This is a genomic window from Chryseobacterium sp. NRRL B-14798, from assembly GCF_050470705.1.
GTDB classification, from domain to species: Bacteria; Bacteroidota; Bacteroidia; order Flavobacteriales; family Weeksellaceae; genus Chryseobacterium; species Chryseobacterium cupriresistens.
In genome coordinates this window covers 2,135,292-2,153,010 of sequence record NZ_JBFLUL010000005.1, presented here as the reverse complement: position 1 = coordinate 2,153,010, position 17,719 = coordinate 2,135,292, and the positions used below count along the sequence as shown (strand labels likewise).

The 17,719-nt window shown below is 35.3% G+C and carries 16 protein-coding genes; 9 read left to right on the top strand and 7 right to left on the bottom strand.

The features are described 5' to 3' along the window. Nucleotides 1-132: 132 nt before the first annotated feature. Nucleotides 133-1,455 carry a hypothetical protein gene (locus AB1278_RS10105; protein WP_411413002.1) on the bottom strand — a complete coding sequence of 441 codons (1,323 nt, stop codon included), beginning with the start codon at nucleotides 1,453-1,455 and terminating at the stop codon, nucleotides 133-135. A 1,872-nt stretch (nucleotides 1,456-3,327) separates the two neighbouring features. On the opposite strand from AB1278_RS10105, the gene AB1278_RS10100 reads away from it, so the two are divergent. The 3 genes from AB1278_RS10100 (at nucleotide 3,328) to AB1278_RS10090 (ending at nucleotide 5,618) form a co-directional block, all read left to right on the top strand. Beyond that, on the top strand, nucleotides 3,328-3,825 hold the full coding sequence (locus AB1278_RS10100) for a DUF421 domain-containing protein (protein WP_429814115.1): 498 nt from the start codon (nucleotides 3,328-3,330) through the stop codon (nucleotides 3,823-3,825). A gap of 262 nt (nucleotides 3,826-4,087) precedes the next feature. Continuing rightward, nucleotides 4,088-4,210, top strand: coding sequence for a hypothetical protein (locus AB1278_RS10095; protein ID WP_411412999.1), 123 nt, complete (start codon nucleotides 4,088-4,090; stop codon nucleotides 4,208-4,210). Nucleotides 4,211-4,655: 445 nt separating this feature from the next. Then, nucleotides 4,656-5,618, top strand: coding sequence for a YihY/virulence factor BrkB family protein (locus tag AB1278_RS10090; protein WP_411412998.1), 963 nt, complete (start codon nucleotides 4,656-4,658; stop codon nucleotides 5,616-5,618). A gap of 279 nt (nucleotides 5,619-5,897) precedes the next feature. On the opposite strand, the gene AB1278_RS10085 is transcribed toward AB1278_RS10090, so the two are convergent. Beyond that, complete coding sequence (locus tag AB1278_RS10085) at nucleotides 5,898-6,494, bottom strand: Crp/Fnr family transcriptional regulator (RefSeq protein ID WP_411412997.1); 597 nt, start codon at nucleotides 6,492-6,494, stop codon at nucleotides 5,898-5,900. Between the two features lie 353 nt (nucleotides 6,495-6,847). Between AB1278_RS10085 and AB1278_RS10080 the strand changes: the two genes are divergently transcribed. Together AB1278_RS10080 and AB1278_RS10075 are read left to right on the top strand one after the other, a co-directional pair. Continuing rightward, a complete protein-coding gene (locus tag AB1278_RS10080) occupies nucleotides 6,848-7,444 on the top strand; it encodes a Crp/Fnr family transcriptional regulator (RefSeq protein WP_429814112.1) in 597 nt (198 codons plus the stop codon). Nucleotides 7,445-7,553: 109 nt separating this feature from the next. After that, nucleotides 7,554-8,843, top strand: coding sequence for a chloride channel protein (locus tag AB1278_RS10075; RefSeq protein WP_429814109.1), 1,290 nt, complete (start codon nucleotides 7,554-7,556; stop codon nucleotides 8,841-8,843). A gap of 442 nt (nucleotides 8,844-9,285) precedes the next feature. On the opposite strand, the gene AB1278_RS10070 is transcribed toward AB1278_RS10075, so the two are convergent. Both AB1278_RS10070 and AB1278_RS10065 read right to left on the bottom strand, forming a co-directional pair. After that, complete coding sequence (locus AB1278_RS10070) at nucleotides 9,286-10,200, bottom strand: helix-turn-helix domain-containing protein (protein ID WP_429814107.1); 915 nt, start codon at nucleotides 10,198-10,200, stop codon at nucleotides 9,286-9,288. A 46-nt stretch (nucleotides 10,201-10,246) separates the two neighbouring features. After that, a complete protein-coding gene (locus AB1278_RS10065; RefSeq protein ID WP_429814104.1) occupies nucleotides 10,247-11,149 on the bottom strand; it encodes an SDR family oxidoreductase in 903 nt (300 codons plus the stop codon). A gap of 607 nt (nucleotides 11,150-11,756) precedes the next feature. Here AB1278_RS10065 and AB1278_RS10060 point away from each other — a divergent pair. Continuing rightward, complete coding sequence (locus AB1278_RS10060) at nucleotides 11,757-12,122, top strand: hypothetical protein (RefSeq protein WP_411412993.1); 366 nt, start codon at nucleotides 11,757-11,759, stop codon at nucleotides 12,120-12,122. Between the two features lie 426 nt (nucleotides 12,123-12,548). On the opposite strand, the gene AB1278_RS10055 is transcribed toward AB1278_RS10060, so the two are convergent. The 3 genes from AB1278_RS10055 to AB1278_RS10045 all read right to left on the bottom strand — a co-directional run bounded on the left by AB1278_RS10055 (nucleotide 12,549) and on the right by AB1278_RS10045 (nucleotide 15,516). Next, nucleotides 12,549-12,836: a helix-turn-helix domain-containing protein gene (locus AB1278_RS10055; RefSeq protein WP_047433479.1), complete on the bottom strand. Its 288-nt coding sequence runs from the start codon at nucleotides 12,834-12,836 to the stop codon at nucleotides 12,549-12,551. 107 nt (nucleotides 12,837-12,943) lie between these two features. Further along, nucleotides 12,944-13,795: an RteC domain-containing protein gene (locus AB1278_RS10050; RefSeq protein ID WP_227942427.1), complete on the bottom strand. Its 852-nt coding sequence runs from the start codon at nucleotides 13,793-13,795 to the stop codon at nucleotides 12,944-12,946. 50 nt (nucleotides 13,796-13,845) lie between these two features. Continuing rightward, nucleotides 13,846-15,516 (bottom strand): helix-turn-helix domain-containing protein, encoded by a 1,671-nt coding sequence (locus AB1278_RS10045; RefSeq protein ID WP_411412991.1) that lies wholly within the window; start codon nucleotides 15,514-15,516, stop codon nucleotides 13,846-13,848. Nucleotides 15,517-15,803: 287 nt separating this feature from the next. On the opposite strand from AB1278_RS10045, the gene AB1278_RS10040 reads away from it, so the two are divergent. The 3 genes from AB1278_RS10040 to AB1278_RS10030 are packed head-to-tail and all read left to right on the top strand — an operon-like array spanning nucleotide 15,804 to nucleotide 17,710. Beyond that, nucleotides 15,804-16,007, top strand: coding sequence for a hypothetical protein (locus tag AB1278_RS10040; protein WP_047433482.1), 204 nt, complete (start codon nucleotides 15,804-15,806; stop codon nucleotides 16,005-16,007). Between the two features lie 8 nt (nucleotides 16,008-16,015). Continuing rightward, a complete protein-coding gene (locus AB1278_RS10035; protein ID WP_183037380.1) occupies nucleotides 16,016-16,189 on the top strand; it encodes a hypothetical protein in 174 nt (57 codons plus the stop codon). 9 nt (nucleotides 16,190-16,198) lie between these two features. Then, nucleotides 16,199-17,710, top strand: a complete 1,512-nt coding sequence (locus AB1278_RS10030) for a MauE/DoxX family redox-associated membrane protein (protein WP_227942428.1) — start codon at nucleotides 16,199-16,201, stop codon at nucleotides 17,708-17,710. Nucleotides 17,711-17,719 lie beyond the last annotated feature (9 nt).

Sequence of the window (17,719 nt, the reverse complement as noted above, 5' to 3'; positions counted from 1 at the left end):
GTCAAATTTTCACTCCTTATATGGTATACTATATTGCATTTTAAAATAACTGATGACAAGATTGAAGTTTAATAATGAGTAACATAAGCAGCCCTATTATGAATCCTAGTGAAGTACTATATAAGATTTTTCTTATAATGCCGTAACACTAAACAATGCTTTAAATTCAGCAACGTTTGCATAACCAAAGCTAGTAGGATATGAAATCCCACCACTTGCACTGGCGGCGGCATTTGTTCCGGAAAGATAAACCACAGCGTTAAGGGTATCTCCTGCATTTAAGGAAACCATTCCGGTAACAAGCACAGAATAACGTAATGCTGTCTGTAGAGGTGTTGCCCATCTTATGGTGGCATTATCCATAATAATAGTGCCCCCAGAGGCATTTCCACCTGCATTTTTTCTTATTTCAAGGTTTACGGGATAGAAAAAACCTGAGAGATTTCTGCCCGGAGTAGAATTGGGCATGATGTAAGCAGAAATTAAATAAATACCGGATTGTGCAACTGTATACGTCCCGTTGCTCAGATTAAAGCGCCCATTTGGGTCGGTAACTGTAGTATCAAATTTTTGGAAAAATCTTTGGTTTACATTTCCGCCGTCAACCCCACCGTTCGTAATGTTGGTAGCTCCTAATGCTTCGTTAGATAGTGATATCGAAGCTAAGGTTGCTGAGGCTGGGTTCATAGCTCCCCATTGTGTTACTCCAGAAGCATTGGTTGTAAGGACATATCCGTTGGCAGGTGCATTTGATGGAAGTGTCAGTGTTCTATTTGCAGGAAGACTGGAAGGCGACTGTATTGATATGGAATTAGCTCCGTTTGCCGTATCTTCATAAAACTTTAATGATGAAGCCGTCCCTGTCTGATTGGTATTAAGTGAAATGTTACCTGCAACATCCAATTTTTCAGAAGGGCTATTTGTTCCGATCCCAACTCTATCATTAGATGCATCAATGCTTAAAGTATTGCTGTCAAAATTAATAGCATCAACACCAGCTCCCGTGATAGTAAGTTTATTCACACCGGTAACCCCCGATATATTGGTTGGCTCCGTAAGACTTCCTCCCAACTTCAAATTATTACCAGACATCGTTACACCATTGGTTGCTGTATACAGCGCTGATATTTTTTGCCAAAGTGTACCGTCAAAATAATAGTAACCGACAGTATTCACATTACTTCTAGGCGGGTTGGTATCTCCCCCTGTTACATCACCGACATAAATTAAAGCTCCCCTCTGATCTGCATTATAAACGGCTGTATTATCCGTTAGCTCTGCTCTTGTAATGCGAGGCGGTATTAGTCCATATACCTGCGTATTGTCTGCAATTCCCGAGGCATTTCTTTTTGCGCTCACATCCAATGTAGATTTTGGTGTTGTAGTATTTATTCCTACTTGGGAAAAAGCCATGGACGAAAAGAATAAAGCTGTGGGCAATAAAAAATTCTTCATAATAAATGTTTTAATTAATAAATATAAAATGTGTTTAATAGTGTTAATTTGTCGGTTAAAAAACGGTATAATCCATAATTGTTATGAATTATACCTTTATTCACCAAGCGTGTAATAGAACCTTCGGGAACTGCTATTATTGAAATAAATTGAGGGGCTCATGCAGTAAGTTCGGGTACAATTTGAGTATGTTTCCAGTCATCTATCCTGTTGCATATTCTGTATTCCTTCTTACCTCTTTTATACTTAATACATAGAGATAAGTTTTACCCGACAGCGTAATTATTTTTCTCATTGTAAGACAAATTTTATGCGGTTATGTGAAGCTAATTTTCATTTTTCAATTTGATTTAAAACGTTTCAAGTCCAATTGATTTTAAAGAAAATTGTATCACAAACATACTTATCTTACAAGAAAATATACGCACTGCATTTATACCGCATTTTGTTTTATTTTGATTTTCAGCATTTTAAAATCAAATGCAGTATAAATGCAGTATAAACAAGAGGAAATTGACAAAGTACTAATTTATATTGATTGAAAGCTGTATCAAAAGACAGCTTAATATACAATGAAGCCTTTTTAGAATCTACTACATGAATTAACATTTTCTATAATTAGCTACATCTTTGTAGGTAAATGTAAATCTTATGTAAACATTATTTTTGAGTATAAAGTCAAATATAGTAAGACTGCACTTTCTAAATCACATCGTTGATTGCACACAATAGTAAAGACGATTGACGCTATGGTATACAAATAGCCAGTCTATTATCTGTTGTCTAAAGAAATAATTGGACATCAGTCTTACTACCACCACTCCCAATTAATGTAAAGATTCTTTACGGAAATACTTTCGAATATTCTTGGTGAATCAATCTATCTGGCCAAATCTTAAAAATGAAAAGCATTTTAAATTTCAGATAATATTAAAGAGAAACATCATTGACTATCAAAATTGTGCCTTCACGTTGGGATATAGCAAAGTAGTTTAATATTTATTTTGTGTGATATATTAGTAGATCGTTTTAAGGGTCATCAATAATTATCGAAAAACAAACATTACAATAATCTATAACAGTTGTGATTCTCATCATAAAACTTTCGTTTTTTGACCGCTAAGTTTGATCATCAAAATAATTATTATGAAATATGTAACACAATACCTTTTCCTACTATGTACAACAGTATTAGCATGTACAAAATCTGAAACACAATATATTAACCAGGATAATAAAAAAAGAAACGGTGAATGACAAAGCGTCCGATACAATCCAAACAATAAAAGAAATATCGGATACAGTAAAGCTCAAAAAAGATAATCATATCAAAACAATTAATGAATAATTAAGTATGATTTCAAAAGGCAGATTAATTATTATTAGTGGTAATGATAAAATTACTACTGATGAAGCAAAATGTAAGTTAACATCATACCAACTGCTAGCCAAAGCTTTTGGGTAACTGTCTTTACAAAGAGATGTCCGTATTGAAGTCATTATGGTATCAAGTTTAATAGCCCGCAGAAAAGAGAACTATTCTACATTCTTGGAAAAGCAAGATTATCATAACGCAGGATGTATCCATATTCAAAAGAAACAGAATGTAGATGATTTTTATGAAAGAATATTGGAGGCAAATGTTGTCTGTGGAGTTTCACCTCCATTAATCAGAAAGCTTTTTTGATTTCCTTTATCAATAATAAGGGTAATTTTGGTCTGTTAAAATTACATCTTACTTGAAATTCGTAGAAGCTTTTTCTTAACTGGAAAGCTTATTTTGGTTTTATAATCTCTTTAATCATTTAAATTTTATGCATTCAACAGCTTTTGCCCGGTATCATTTTTGTTATCAACATTAAAAACTTAGTCATGGATATTCTGAAACAAATTTGGGATATAGATACTTCGCTGGATAGTTTTCAAATGGGAATCCGTGGTGTAACGGTATTCATATCGGCATTGATACTGATCCGTATTTCCGGTCGCAGATCTTTTGGTATAGGCTCTCCTTTGGATAATATCATTGTAATCCTGTTAGGTGCTATTTTAAGCCGGGCTGTGGTGGGAGCCTCCCCTTTCATCCCTGTCATTGTTACTTGTCTGGCAATCGTACTTCTTCATAGGTTTGTAAGTTGGCTGAAAAGTAAAAATTCTTCTTTTAACAAACTTGTAGATGGAGAGAAAATAATGGTTTTTAATGATGGTAAATTTTTACATGCTGGTATGTCCAGAGCTCAGATCTGCAAAGAAGATATAATGCAGGGGATCAGGAAATCTGCTTTAACTGATGATCTAAATGTTATCAGAAGTGTTTATATTGAATATACTGGGGAAATTACTGTTGTCAAAAAAGATACACAGGCATAATTCCCCATCAGTATGTACATTAGTTCACCATTTCGATAACTGACGTTAATGACAATAATTAATAAGCTGCTGTTCAAATAATTAAATCCCAAATATAATGGATTAATATATTATTTGTTTGCGAATTTTATAAAAAATAAAGCCTTAACATACCACAAAACAAATGTTATAGGCATATTTATTGTTTAATCATTCAAAAAATAATCAGTATGGAAAATAAATAAAGCAATTTCAGCACTTAATAAATTACTTCATACTACCAATGACAGAATTAAAGGTTTTGAAAGCACCGAAGGAAAAGTTTGGTAAAAGCTATGCTGATCTGAAGGGAGAATATGATAAAATTATCTCTCAGTCAAAAATAATGAAGAATGAAAATTATTAATCTCATTACTAAAAGAGGTAGAAATCCTGATGAGGAATCATTATCATTGGCTGGTAGTCTGCACCGAACTTAGATCGATATTAAAAATTCCATACCGACAAGTAATAGTGATTAAGGAACCTTGGAGAATATAGTTTTTGGTGAAAAGCATGCCATTGAAGCATACGATAATCCATTGAAAAGCGGTGATCTTTGTAGCGAAAGTTGAAAGATAATTGCGGAAAAGTTGAGACAGCTGCGCATTTCTTACTATCAGTTCGATAACATGAACGTTATAAAAAGAAAGATTAATAATCTGTTTCAAATCTAAGAAACTCTATGCTAATTTTCACAGACCAATTTAAGAATGAGAAGTGATATCCAAGTAATAAAGTTTTGACCCAGTGAGTTTCACAATATTAAGTAAAAGTTATAGACCTGATTTTTACCGTTAATACTATACATCATGAAAACAATTAAAAATTTTTGGGAAATACTTAAAGGCACATACAAGGATTGGAGTGCACGGGATCTGGGGACCGAGGCAGCCAGCTTAGCCTATACCGCAATTTTTTCGATTCCTGGGCTTTTAATTATAGTTATATGGTTCACGGGTATATTCTTTGGTGAAGAAGCGGTACGAGGAGAAATCACTAAACTTATCGGGAGCATGATGGGGAAAGATGTTGGTAAGAGCCTTGAAGAGATGGTCGTAGCCGGCATGGTGGATAAAAAGAACATTGTTATGAAAATCATTGGAATCGTTACGCTTGTTTTTGGGGCAACTTCACTTTTCTTCCAATTTCAAAAATCCCTCAATAAACTGTGGGATATCGTGGCAACTCCTAAAAAGGCCTGGGAAAAATATCTTCTCGACCGTGCGAATTCTTTGGGGATGATTATTGTCATTGCATTTCTTATGCTCATTACCTTGCTACTAAGTTCTTTCATCGGTCTTGCTAACGATTGGGTTATCCATCGTTTCGGGTTGGAAACCCTGGTTATGGTTAATATTATTAATATTGTTGTAGGCTTTCTTGTTACATTATTTCTTTTCGCGGCCATGTTCAAAATTCTGCCGGATGTTGAGTTACAATGGAAATCAGTGTGGGTTGGAGCTGCAGTAACTGCAGCACTGTTTACACTTGGAAAGTATATCCTCACTTTTTATTTTGAAACGTTCAATCCCAGCTCTGCATTTGGTACCGCCGGGACTGTTATTTTACTGTTGTTGTGGATTAATTATACCTGTCAGATTATTTTCTTTGGTGCAGAATTTACTAAGGTTTACGCTAAAAAAATGGGGCATCAACTTAAACCTTCAAAACATGCAAAATGGAGCCCGCAAATAGTATCCACAGAAGATTCGAAAAACATAGTAACTACTGAAAAAACACCTGATAAAACGGTGAAAGATTCGACAATTTAGTTTCGAAAACTTAAAGTAAAAACCATGAATAATTTCCACTTTTTTTAAGTTAACGTTTAGTGCCGCAGGTCTGCCAGCGGTGTGCCTAGCACAGCAAGACCAACTAAGCTATTAAAAGACCATTGAAATTAAAGTCAGGCACAATTTCACCCGGTCAGATATATCAATAAGTTACTTAAAGAATATACTAAACAAGGCGGAGCAATTGTCACAGGAGCACATCGAATGGTAAAATAACAGGCTAACCAACAATAGGATAAATAGGTATGATTGAAAGTATTAATAAAATATTTTTCCACCAATATTTTTTACAATATTTTCACGTTCCATCTTTTTTAATACTCTTATCACAGTTTCTATTCTTAGCCCTGTTAGCGACGCAATTTCAAGACGGGTGTAGGGAATTTGATAAGCGTATTGTTCTGTCACATTATGATATTGCTTCAAACAGTCCATCACACAGATTATTTTACTGAAGGTGTTTGTGGATGATAAATTATTTAACATCACATAACGGTAGTGCATTCTTTCAGAGGTATATTGATAAAGTTTAAATAATATGCTTCTATCACTGTGAATCAGATCAAAAAATCTGGCTATTCCAACTTTAATAACTGCTACATCATTCATTGCTACTGCATTGACGGGATAAGGTCTTTCGGAAAATATAAAAGTTTCTCCAAGACAGTGCCCGGTCGAAGGTAAACTATGGATAAATTCTTTTCCTTCCTGATGATAATTGTTGATTTTCACATTGCCATATTTTATCTGATAATAAAATTTGGGTATTTCCGATTCTCTAAATATCAAATCATTTTTGGTGAATTTCACTAATTGTCCTCCATAATGAAAAAGTAAATCTTCATCAACCAGCATATTGAAAAAATTATTAGGGGTATTAAACTTGTACTAATTAAATTGCAGAATTTAAAAAGCGGCATATATCACTAATGAGTGCGCAATTAACTAGCATCCAAAGGTAATGGTAAAGGACACTTCAAGTGTATGACCTAAATCATACATACGAATTATGAGTACAAAATGTCAATCTGTCAAAGGAACAATTTTACCTATATGTATTTAAAAATTTAGGTAACCAATACAATCAAGAAATTTTTGGTTGCTGGTTTTTATATTATCTTTAGATACTAATTATTAAAAGATCTGGTATAATCAGGAACATTTAATTTTTGATATTCTATTAACTTTAATTCTAACTCAATATTATTATGATTATCGATCAAAATCTTTTGCCGTTATACGGTGCAGAAACATCCCAGTTTAAAGCCCATGAAACAATATTTCAAGAAGGTGATACTCCAAAACGCTACTATCAAATAACAGAGGGAAGAGTGAAATTAAATCATTACGATGAAGACGGGAAAGAGATTATTCAAAGTATTTTGTTTTCAGGACAGAGCGTTTGTGAGTTACTTCTTTTTATCACCGAGAAATATCCTGTCAACGCGATAACCTTAAATCCTTGTGAAATCATTACCATTCCAAAAGACAACTTCTTTAAATTACTTGCTGATCATCCGAATGTATCTTTAGACATCAACAAGTTTATATCCAAACGATTGTACCAAAAATTTGTCATGATGCAGCATAATTTATCATTAAGACCAGAGGTGAGGCTTTTGGGAATTCTTGACTACTTTAAAAGCTACAGCAATAACAAAGAAAAATATTCATTTGAGGTTTATTTAACCAGAAAACAAATGGCATCCATTACAGGTTTACGAATTGAAACCGTGATTAGAACTATTAAGAAAATGGAAAGTGATCATGTATTAAAATTGATTAACAGTAAAATATTTTACTAAAACCTGATACTGCGTATTTAAGAGAGCTATTTCTACCTCAAATTATATAGAGGTAAGAAAAACTCAAAAGAATATCACTTACCTTTGCAGTTGTTTAATGTTTATTATTATGGAAAGCACTTCGATATACAGAAAAAAAGTAGTTCGATATAGTTATCTAAAATTGATTGCTTGTTCAATTTTGGTCAGTATAATTTGTTGTGTACTGGCTTATAGCTTAAAGCATAGTACTGCTTATGTACAGGAAAAATTATCTGAAAAAATTTCCGGCTTTGATCCGGGATTTTATATTATCGCACCAAGTATTGGTATTACGTTGATATATTTCCTGAGAAAATATGCTTTTCAAAGCAGAAAGAATAAGGGAATAAAGGAAATCTATACTACATTGGAAACAAGGAAAGATCACCTGCCCTTTTTTAAAATTCCTTCACACTACATTAATGGCTTCTTAACTGTTGCTTTTGGTGGATCAACGGGAGTTGAAGTCTCAACCGTTGTTGCAACCGCTACAGTAGGCAACCAAGCTTATAAGAGATTACAACCTGCAGGAGCTTACAAAACCGAATTGATATGTGCAGGGGCTATTGCTGGCGTAACACTGCTATTTGGAAGTTCGTTGGGCGGTTTGTTTTTCGCATTTGAGGTCATTGCACGAAGATACAGCAGGACTTTACTACTTAGTGCATTAACTTCGATGTTCATTGCATCAATTATTGTTTATTATTTTGATTCCACTCCCCTCTTTACTTTTGCAGTAAAAGAATGGCGGTGGCAGGCAATTCCTTTTGTGATTATTTTAGGATTGATAGGAGGAGTTTTGGCACTTTATTTCACTAAGATTGTTATCTATGCAAAATCTTATTTTGCAGAGATAAAAAACAACTTTATCCGAGTTAATATTGGAGCAATAACGGTAGGAGTTTTTATATTTTTCTTGCCAGCACTCTATGGTGACAGTTATCATGGTCTTGAAGAAATTTTAAGAAATAGTTTAGATAAATCTATTGATCTATTATACTTCTTTCCGCTGATCCTGCTCGTTCTGTTAAAACCCCTTGCAGCCTCACTTACATTAGGAGCTGGTGGTGACGGTGGTGTCTTTGCGCCTAGTATCGTAACAGGTGCAATATTAGGTGTTTTGTTTGCTCAGCTTTGTAACCATTATCTCGGAACTCAACTTGTGACTATTAATTTTGCACTTTTTGGTGCGGCGGCAATGCTTTCTGCTGCAATCCATGCACCTTTTACAGCAATATTTATTATTTCAAGTCTTGTTCCCAGTGGATATGTTTTGCTGCTACCATTACTAATTAGCAGTTTAGTTTCAAAAGTACTAGCGAAAAATCTCTTTCCCTATAACGTATATACTTATAAAGAACAGGCTGTCACTAAATAAATAATACATATGCAGAAATCTAAGTACTTTAATTTTAATAAACATCTTCTACTTTATAACAAATTTCAAACACAAAATCAATGCTTTCCTAGCGCAATAATTTGTAAACATCATACTTAATTAAGGATACATATACGATTTAACAGCTACAGGTAGTGTAATTTAAGTAATTCTAAGTTCATTAGCATCTCCATATCTTCAAACCTTTCATCTTACTCTGAAAAGTTTGAAGTTGTTATGTCTCCACGCTTGGTCTGGCTTCTTCACTGTCTAAGTAAACCGCACAACACCCATCGCCATCAACATAAAAACCTGTTCAATTCCGGCTTGGGCCCCTTTTATATTTTTACGCTATTTAATGATGTAATGGGCCAATGATATTGTCCATTATATCAGCCGTAATTTATTCAGCACACTATTTGATGAAGTCGCTACCACTTCCTTAATTGAATGAATTCCTGAACTCTAACGGTGAAATATTAGTTTTCGCTTTAAACAGTTTATTGAATGACTGTGGGTGTTCAAAGCCCAGTTCATAGGCGATCTCGCTTATGGTAAGTTCAGTTGTGGAAAGTCTCTCTTTGGCTTTTTCGATTAACTTTTCATGGATGATTTGCTGCGTGGTTTGTCCGGTCAACGATTTGAGCATTGCACGCATGTATTGGGGTGATATATTTAGCTTTTCGGAAAGCAGCTGCACCGTAGGCAAGCCATGCTCTATTATATTTTTTCCTTCAAAATAATCCGAAAGAAAATTTTCCAACCTCTCCAAAAACTGATGAATGACTTTCTTACGTGTTATAAACTGGCGCTGATAAAAACGTTGGGAATAATTAAATAGAGTTTCCAATTGAGAAATAATAATGTGTTGGCTGAACTGGTCTATATTGCTCTGATATTCCTGTTTGATATTTTCAATGATCTGCTTCATTTTCAGTTCCTCATCTTCTGATAGGAACAGCGCTTCATTAACAGAATAATCAAAAAATTCATATCTTTTGATGGAAGTGGAAAGTGCCGTATTCCAGAGAAAGTCCGGATGGATCATTAGCATCCATCCGGAAGGATTTCTTCCTTGTTCTTCACGTATCACACTTAAAATCTGATGTGGGGCCATGAAAAACATCACTCCTTCATCAAAATCATAATCATTCTGCCCATACCTGTACTTGTGCTCCATATCACGTTTTAGCGAGATCATATAAAAATCAAACAGAAGGCTCTGTTTTCCGACTTTTGTAGGCTCGGTCATATCTTCAAAATTGATCACACTAATAAGCGGGTGCTTCGGTCCCGGCAGACCACGTAGTTTGTGGAAGTCTGAAATGGTCTTAATTCGAACAGGCTTATCGGACATGGAATTATGTGCTTTTATATTAAAATAGATAAAACAAAAATACAGATTATCGGAGTTCCGAAAAATAATACGAACCTTTTAAATCTTCCAATAAAGTTGGATGTACAGGATTCCATCCCAGCGCATTCCTTGTCCATTCACTTGAAGTGGGGTTATCCAGCTCTGCAAAATGCGTAAACCAGGAAAAATGCTGCCCAGCTTCCTGAGAATTCAGCGAGGTAAAAGGAATATTTAAACGATCCGCAATTTCAGCGGCTACTGTCTTGAGCTCAATTCCTTCTTCGGATACTGCATGATATCTGGTTCCATTTTCAAATGGTTTTTCCAGCGCCAATCGGTAGAGCCCTGCCGCATCCAGTCGATGCACAGCTGGCCAGCGGTTATTTCCATCACCAATAACCGAAGAGACACCTTTTTCCTTTGCTATTTTGATAAATAGCGGAACAAAGCCGATCTGATCTCCTTCACCATGCACAGATGGCGATAATCTAATCACGGCGACACGCACACCTTTTGCAACCTGATCGTCCGCGGCATTTTCAGTTGCAATCCTCGGATGTGGGTGATGGACGTTGCGGTCTTTCTCAGTTGTGATGCCATCTTTTGAAAAAAGTGCAGTGCCGGAAGTGATGAGAAAGGGCTTGTCCGTACCAACCAGAGCATCTCCTATGGCGCCGATTACATCCCTATCCAATTCACACATTTCCTCAAACCGCCCAAAATCATGTACAAATCCTAAGTGTATAACTGCATCAGCTGCATTAGCCCCAGATTTCAGACGTTCAAAATCAGTAAGGTCACCGTGGTGGACCTCTGCTCCTGCTTTAATTAACTTCTTTGCAGATTCTTCCGACCTTGCAAGCCCAAGAACCTTGTGACCAGCTCCTAATAATTCTTGTACTACAGCTGTTCCTACGAAACCTGTAGCGCCTGTAACAAATACTTTCATTTCTAATATTATTTTATGAAGCAAAGTTCGAGGTTCTTATATCGCAAAATGTAGCCAAAAATAGCTTTGTTGTAGCCAAAACTTACAATTTAACTAAGAGTGATTTAGATGTTTGATCTTAAAGGGTCTCTTAATTGGCGGATCTCTCTGTATAGTCCCCGGCGAAACGTAATCCACACCATCAATTCCGGCAATCCTGCTACTGTGTGCATCCTGAATTATCTCTTTATCATCAAATCCAAGTAAGAAAAACTTCGAGGATAAGGAAATGTTATATCCATATACCATTACAGGTATTTGGAAAATCATGGAAGATCATCTTAAAAATAGAGAAGTCAGAAATAAGACTGTGCTAATACAGACTGGCTGGGATATAGATGACAAGGCTAACAGAACAAGACCAGTTCACACAGAGCTACTGGGTACAGGGATTTTGATTGTCTAACATCTTTGTAATTTACATAAATTGCCGGCTAAGAGTTTTTTCCTTCACCGCCGCTCCACCAAAATTTAAAGGTGTCGGGATATTTCCGGTAAGAACTTTTGCTTCAATTGAAAAAAATCATTAAGTTCGAATACGAACTTTATTACACTAAGAAAATTAAACATGGCAAAAAACATTGGACTAACGAAAGATGCCGGCTGGCAGTTTGGAATCAGAAAAACTATGCCAACGAACGTGGAAACACTTTGGGAAACCTTTTTTTCAGACAGGGGCTTAGGCTACTGGGCTGAGGGGGTTGATCAGAACTTTTCGACTTTTAAAGAATATTCACACATCCGAACTACATGGAAGCATAAAGATTTTGAAGAAAGTGCCCATTTGCAGGTCAGGTTTATTCCAACTAAAGATAAGGATAAGACCACAATTTCGATTCATGTTGATAATTTAAAAAATGAAAGTCAACGTGAAGTAACTAAAAAATACTGGTTGGTCGTGATTGAAAGTCTATACTTGCTAACAGCACCCTAGATTTCGGGCCAAGGGGCTAGATCTAATTTTTACTTTCCTTAACAGCTTCGAATAATCCAGGATAACTTTTGATTATACTTCTTGATCTACAAGAATCGTAGTTGAGAATCAGAATCAATGTTTTCATATAGAGATTGCTTTATTGGATTGAATACCATTGCCTTACCGGTTTTATTTCATTGCTCAGGATGTAAATGTATAAGACATCAATTTAAATTATAGCATGAATAATTTTGTGTTCATATCCTCGTTTCTTTTTTCCCCGACAACATAACTCTATATCAACATCATTTTTTGGCAGTCACAAGGGTATATTCACCATCCCAATTATCTTTCAAACCCGGACTTAACACCTCTCCATCTAAACCAATAAAGTTAATTGGCTTATTTATTTCATAACTGTAAGATGCTTATCTGCGATATTCTTCATTCAATCCGGCGAAAACTATCTCTTATCAGCTGATGAACATCAGAAAGTTTATAATACAACTTTCCGCTTATTGTATAATATGGCAGCCTTTTGTCTGAGCGGTAACGTTGCAACGATCTGGCACTGATCTTAAGTAATTGCAAAACATCCTGATTGTCCAGTAACTGTTCTCCGTCAATACTGTTTAAATCATTTTGCTTTCGACTTAATTTTTCGCCAAGAATATCAAATCGGGTCATAATACGCTCCATCCATGCCATAAATTCTGTTCTGTCAATGTTCATGATATTTATTTTAAGAGTAAAGCAAAGTTTACACTTTACTGGGAAATTCTTTCGGTAGACTGTCATAACTACCGAAAGATTATCCGCAAAAAAGACATAAGTTCACTTCATTGATCACAATCTGCAAAAAACTGATTAAGATTGTCGTTTAAAAGCTGAAGAAACTTAGTCCTGTTAATTTTTCTGCTTTTAATTTCATGGAGGGTCTTATAAAAGTTCCCTAAATTAACATTCAGTGATTTTTCGGTAAAACGTATTACCTCACTGAATTCAATATTTCCGCCGTTGAAACAGCAGGTTTGATGAAGTGCGTAGAGAAGTTCAACCAATCCTGACTTTGAAGCCGACCAGTTCAGGGGAGACCTGTCAGTGACTTTTTCAAAAATGTATCCTTCTGTTTGGCTGATCGATTGTAAAAGATATTTCTCTAAAAGATCGTTGGCAAGAATCTGGGCAACTAGGTGATCGTGAGATGTGGCAAACTTTTCATCATAATTATACAGCCCAGATTGAAGTTTTGTTTTGAGATCAAATTGATTCCTGACAAAATACTTCTGGTCCAGAAATGCGGCTTTCCGTCTGTAATATTCATAAAAGTCAATATGCTGCTGATAAAAATCTTTAAGCAATTGCAATTCACAATTATAATATTCTTTTAAACTTAATTGTCCTGCATTCGGTTTCGCCGCCTCAATAGCTAATAAATTTGAATAATAAATAAAACGCGAAATAAAAAGCGGCTTGAGTTCTTTAAAAAAATAAATTTCATCTGCTACGGATGAAAATTCAAGTCTGGCTACCATTGATTTGATGAGTCTTATGGCTGTATCAATTTCCATCAAAGATTTTTCGCAGGCTCCTATCCTATCTTCACTATGAGTAGAATCAATCATCTCTAATTTTTTGTCCAGTTCTCTTTGTAATTCTTTGCACTTTTTAAAAAACAGCTGTATTTCCATATTTTTATTTAAAAAGTACAAAAATTAATCAAATCATCTTTTCATCAATCCTAAACAGTACCATCATTATTTTTGCTATTCTCGATATTCTGGATAAACTCAACAGGGCTCATTGAAGTCATTTCATGAAACAATTTAGAAAATTTTGATCTGTTGGAAAAACCACATTCTTTAGACAGGTCATCGACCGCATATTTTCGCCATAGAGAATCGTTAATAAGCCTTTCTTTTGCATATATAATTCTTAAGCGGTTAATATAAGCATTAAAATTGCAGCCTTTATGCTCATTGATAATGGCAGATAAATATGCTGTATTGGTCTTCAGTTTCTTGGCCAGCTGGTTTTGTGTCAGTCCCTTTTCAAGATAAAAATTTTTCTCTTCCATTTGCTGCAGCTTACTTAGAATGTCTTCCACCAAATGTTCAGGCAGTCTGGAAGTCTTGACACTACTGCTCTGCTTAGGATCATCCTCATCTGGTTGAACATACTCCTTTTCCTTTTTATTTTTTTTCCTTGTTCTGTAATAACCTGCTACAGAAAACACTAAAACACTGATGAACGAAAGCAGTGCTATGGTATAAACGTAGTACGAGGTATTTTCCAATTTTTTCTTTGACTCCATCAGATCTTGTGTATCATATTCTTTATGAATCCTGGTTGAGAGATACTTAAAATCTGCAGATAATATTTTATCAAATTTTAATAATTGTCTAGTATAGTAAAGTTCTTGTTTATGATCTTTCTTATTTCTGTAATAATCAATAAGCAGCTCATATGTTTCTCTGGTCGCTGGTAAAACAAAATTATTTTGCTGAAATACAGAATCCACTTTTTTAAGGAAACCTATTCCTTCATCGTCTTTTTTATTTCTTAACAGAATTTTACCTTTCAAAAAGTAAATAACTGAGGCATTCGTAAAGTCATTTATCTTTTCAATAGCTCCTATAGCAGTATCAAAATCCGACAACGCCTCTTTATCCTTATTATTAAGATAACCCAGCACTGCTTTAAGTTTATAAAAATAACTCCTTTCCAGATCAAAATCTTTATCATTTGATGATTGCTCCAGACCCTGTTCTGTAAGCACTGCTGCTTCCTGATACCTGCCAAGCAGGACAAGACAAATGCCCATCTGATTAAGGCTGTTCAGGTAGCCCTTCTTTCTGTTATATCGAAGATTGGAAAGTGTTTCCGAAGTATGGGGTTTATTATAATATCTGCTGCATTGTAAGAAGATATTAAGGGCTTCCTCGTAATATCCCAGATAGCTTTTAACCACTCCTATATGATAGAGATTTTTGTAGTAGAGATAAGAATTATCAGAATTTTTTAGATATTTCCAGGCCTTTAGATATTCATCTAAGGCTTTCTGATATTTACGTAACGTGAAATAATATATACTGCCCTTAGTGAGATAGGCATTTCCGATTGTTTGAGAATCCTTTGACAATAATGCAGCCCATATCGTACTATCGGCGTAAACAAGTTTTCTGTCTTTGCTAAAGTAGACTGCATCCCTGTAAGCCTGTGATAATTCTTTGTAGTTATTTGTTTTTCCAGCTTCTTTAATATAGGGATTAACAAATTCCAGTGCACGGGCATCATTTTCATCAAAGTTATCATAACGTGCCCTGTAGTCTGAAAACTTCTGACCATCCGTTAAAATGCTAATAAATACAAAAAAAAATATTGCTTTTTTCAAAACAGAAAAAGTTTTCATCACAAATTTTTGAAATACAATGATTATTATTCAAAAGTACACAAATTGAAACAGGAATAAAATTATTTCAACAGAAAGGGAATTTAACAATCATCAAAATAAAACACAACAAATTGATTTCCAAAACATTAAATCAATATTATATTTTGATTTAATTTACAAAACATACCTCAATAATTTATAAATCAAGTCCAAACATCATTTTTTTCAGTCCGTCGATGTTCTAAATTCGTTCTCAGAATTCTAATAAAAACCGGCCGGGATCACTAATTTTTAAATCCCAGATTATGAAAACCTTAATTTACATTTCATCAGGAATTATCATCACTATAATCCTGCATGCCTGTCATCCGGATCAATCTGTATCAGCCGAAGGTCCTCAGGAGAATAATCTCAATATTAATAGTCTTTCTGCAAAATCAGACAGCACACAATATATGGAAAGCGATCCTCCTAAAGATCGCGACCATTGGAAACCTACAAACCAATAACCATTGAAATGAATGATACATCAATTCCAATCCTGACAATAAGATCAGGACAAAAGTGTCCGGTCAGCGGGCTATGGAAAAACAAGGGGACTTTCACCACAACAATCATTATTGCTGAGAAATCAACAATGCCGGAATATTGCGGACAAAAAGTTGTATGGATTCTTTTATACCAATGCTAATAAAATACCATGAGAAAGCTCGTTGAACAACTACCGACATTAACTGCTTACTTTTTTGTACTGCTGTTTATGTACGCATCGGTAAGCAAGATTCTTGATTTTGAAAATTATCAGGTTCAGATTGCCCAGTCTCCTATTCTGACAGCTTATGCCGGAGTGCTATCTTACGCTGTAATAAGTATTGAATTACTGATCGTTATTCTGCTGCTGATTCCACGTTTAAGACCTGCAGGTTTATTCTTTTCTTTGGGGATAATGACCAGTTTCACCGCTTATATCTATATGATCCTGCATTATAGTGAGTCTGTTCCGTGTTCATGCGGGGGTATTCTGGAAAAAATGGACTGGGATGAGCATCTTTTTTTCAATCTTGTATGTGTACTCCTGGCAGTTATTGCGTTGATCTGTATCTATCATAACCAGCAAAAAAACAGATATAAAGCTTATATAATACTATGCGCGACTATCCTGACAAGCTCTTTTGTAGTCATTCTGCTTTATATCAGTTCAGAATACACCATAAAAAAGGAAAATAATTTTACCCGTCGTTTTCTTATCCATCCGCTGATTGAAGATAAAGTATTAAAGCTTGACAATGAACATTATTACTTTGCCGGAAATAACACACTCAATGTATTTCTGGGAAACAAATCAACCCCTTTGGCTCTGACATCCACGGATAATCTTTTTAACGCATTACAAACCATGCATATCTATCCCGATCAGACAGATCACACCTACACTAACCTGCAATTAAGGGTAAAAGATTCAGATTATTATCTCTATGACGGAAGTGTTCCTGTTATTTATAAAGGAAAACTAACAGAACCGGCAGCCCGGACCATCAGCTATAACGAAGTGTACTTTAATCAGCTTGCCGTTATTGATTCTTCAACCTTCGCAGTAAGAATACGCAGCAGTAAGACTGGAGAATATGAATTAGGATTGCTTTCTCTAAATAGTCATCCGAAATTTACCTTACATGACCAGTTGCTGGAAAAGCAGATTGACGGAATATTTGATGCGGACGGCCAATTGGTTACTGACTTAAAAAGCCAACGTATCACCTACATGTATGCCTACAGAAATCAATTCCTGGTAATGAATGACCAGCTTCGGCTCAAGAAATTCAAAACCATTGATACCATTTCAAGGGCGCAGGTTGAGCCCGTTACTCTGGCGGATGGCAGTACAAAATTAAAATCCCGCCCTCAAAAGGTTAACGCTGCCTTAGCGGCTAATGGTCCTTTCCTTTTTAATCAATCCCATCTCATGGGAAAACACGAAAGCAAAGACCGGTGGAAAAGCTCTACGATCGTTGACATCTATAGGACGGACAAACAGGAATATACCGGAAGCTTTTATTTAGATCGTATTGATAACAAACCCGTTTCTCAGATTATGGTCACCGATCAGTACCTCTATGCTATAGCCGGCAGAAAACTGATCCGCTACCGATACCGAACATCTAATGTAAAATATTTTACAGCAGGGGAAGCTGAAAACCTGAACAAAGAGTAAGCAATCATT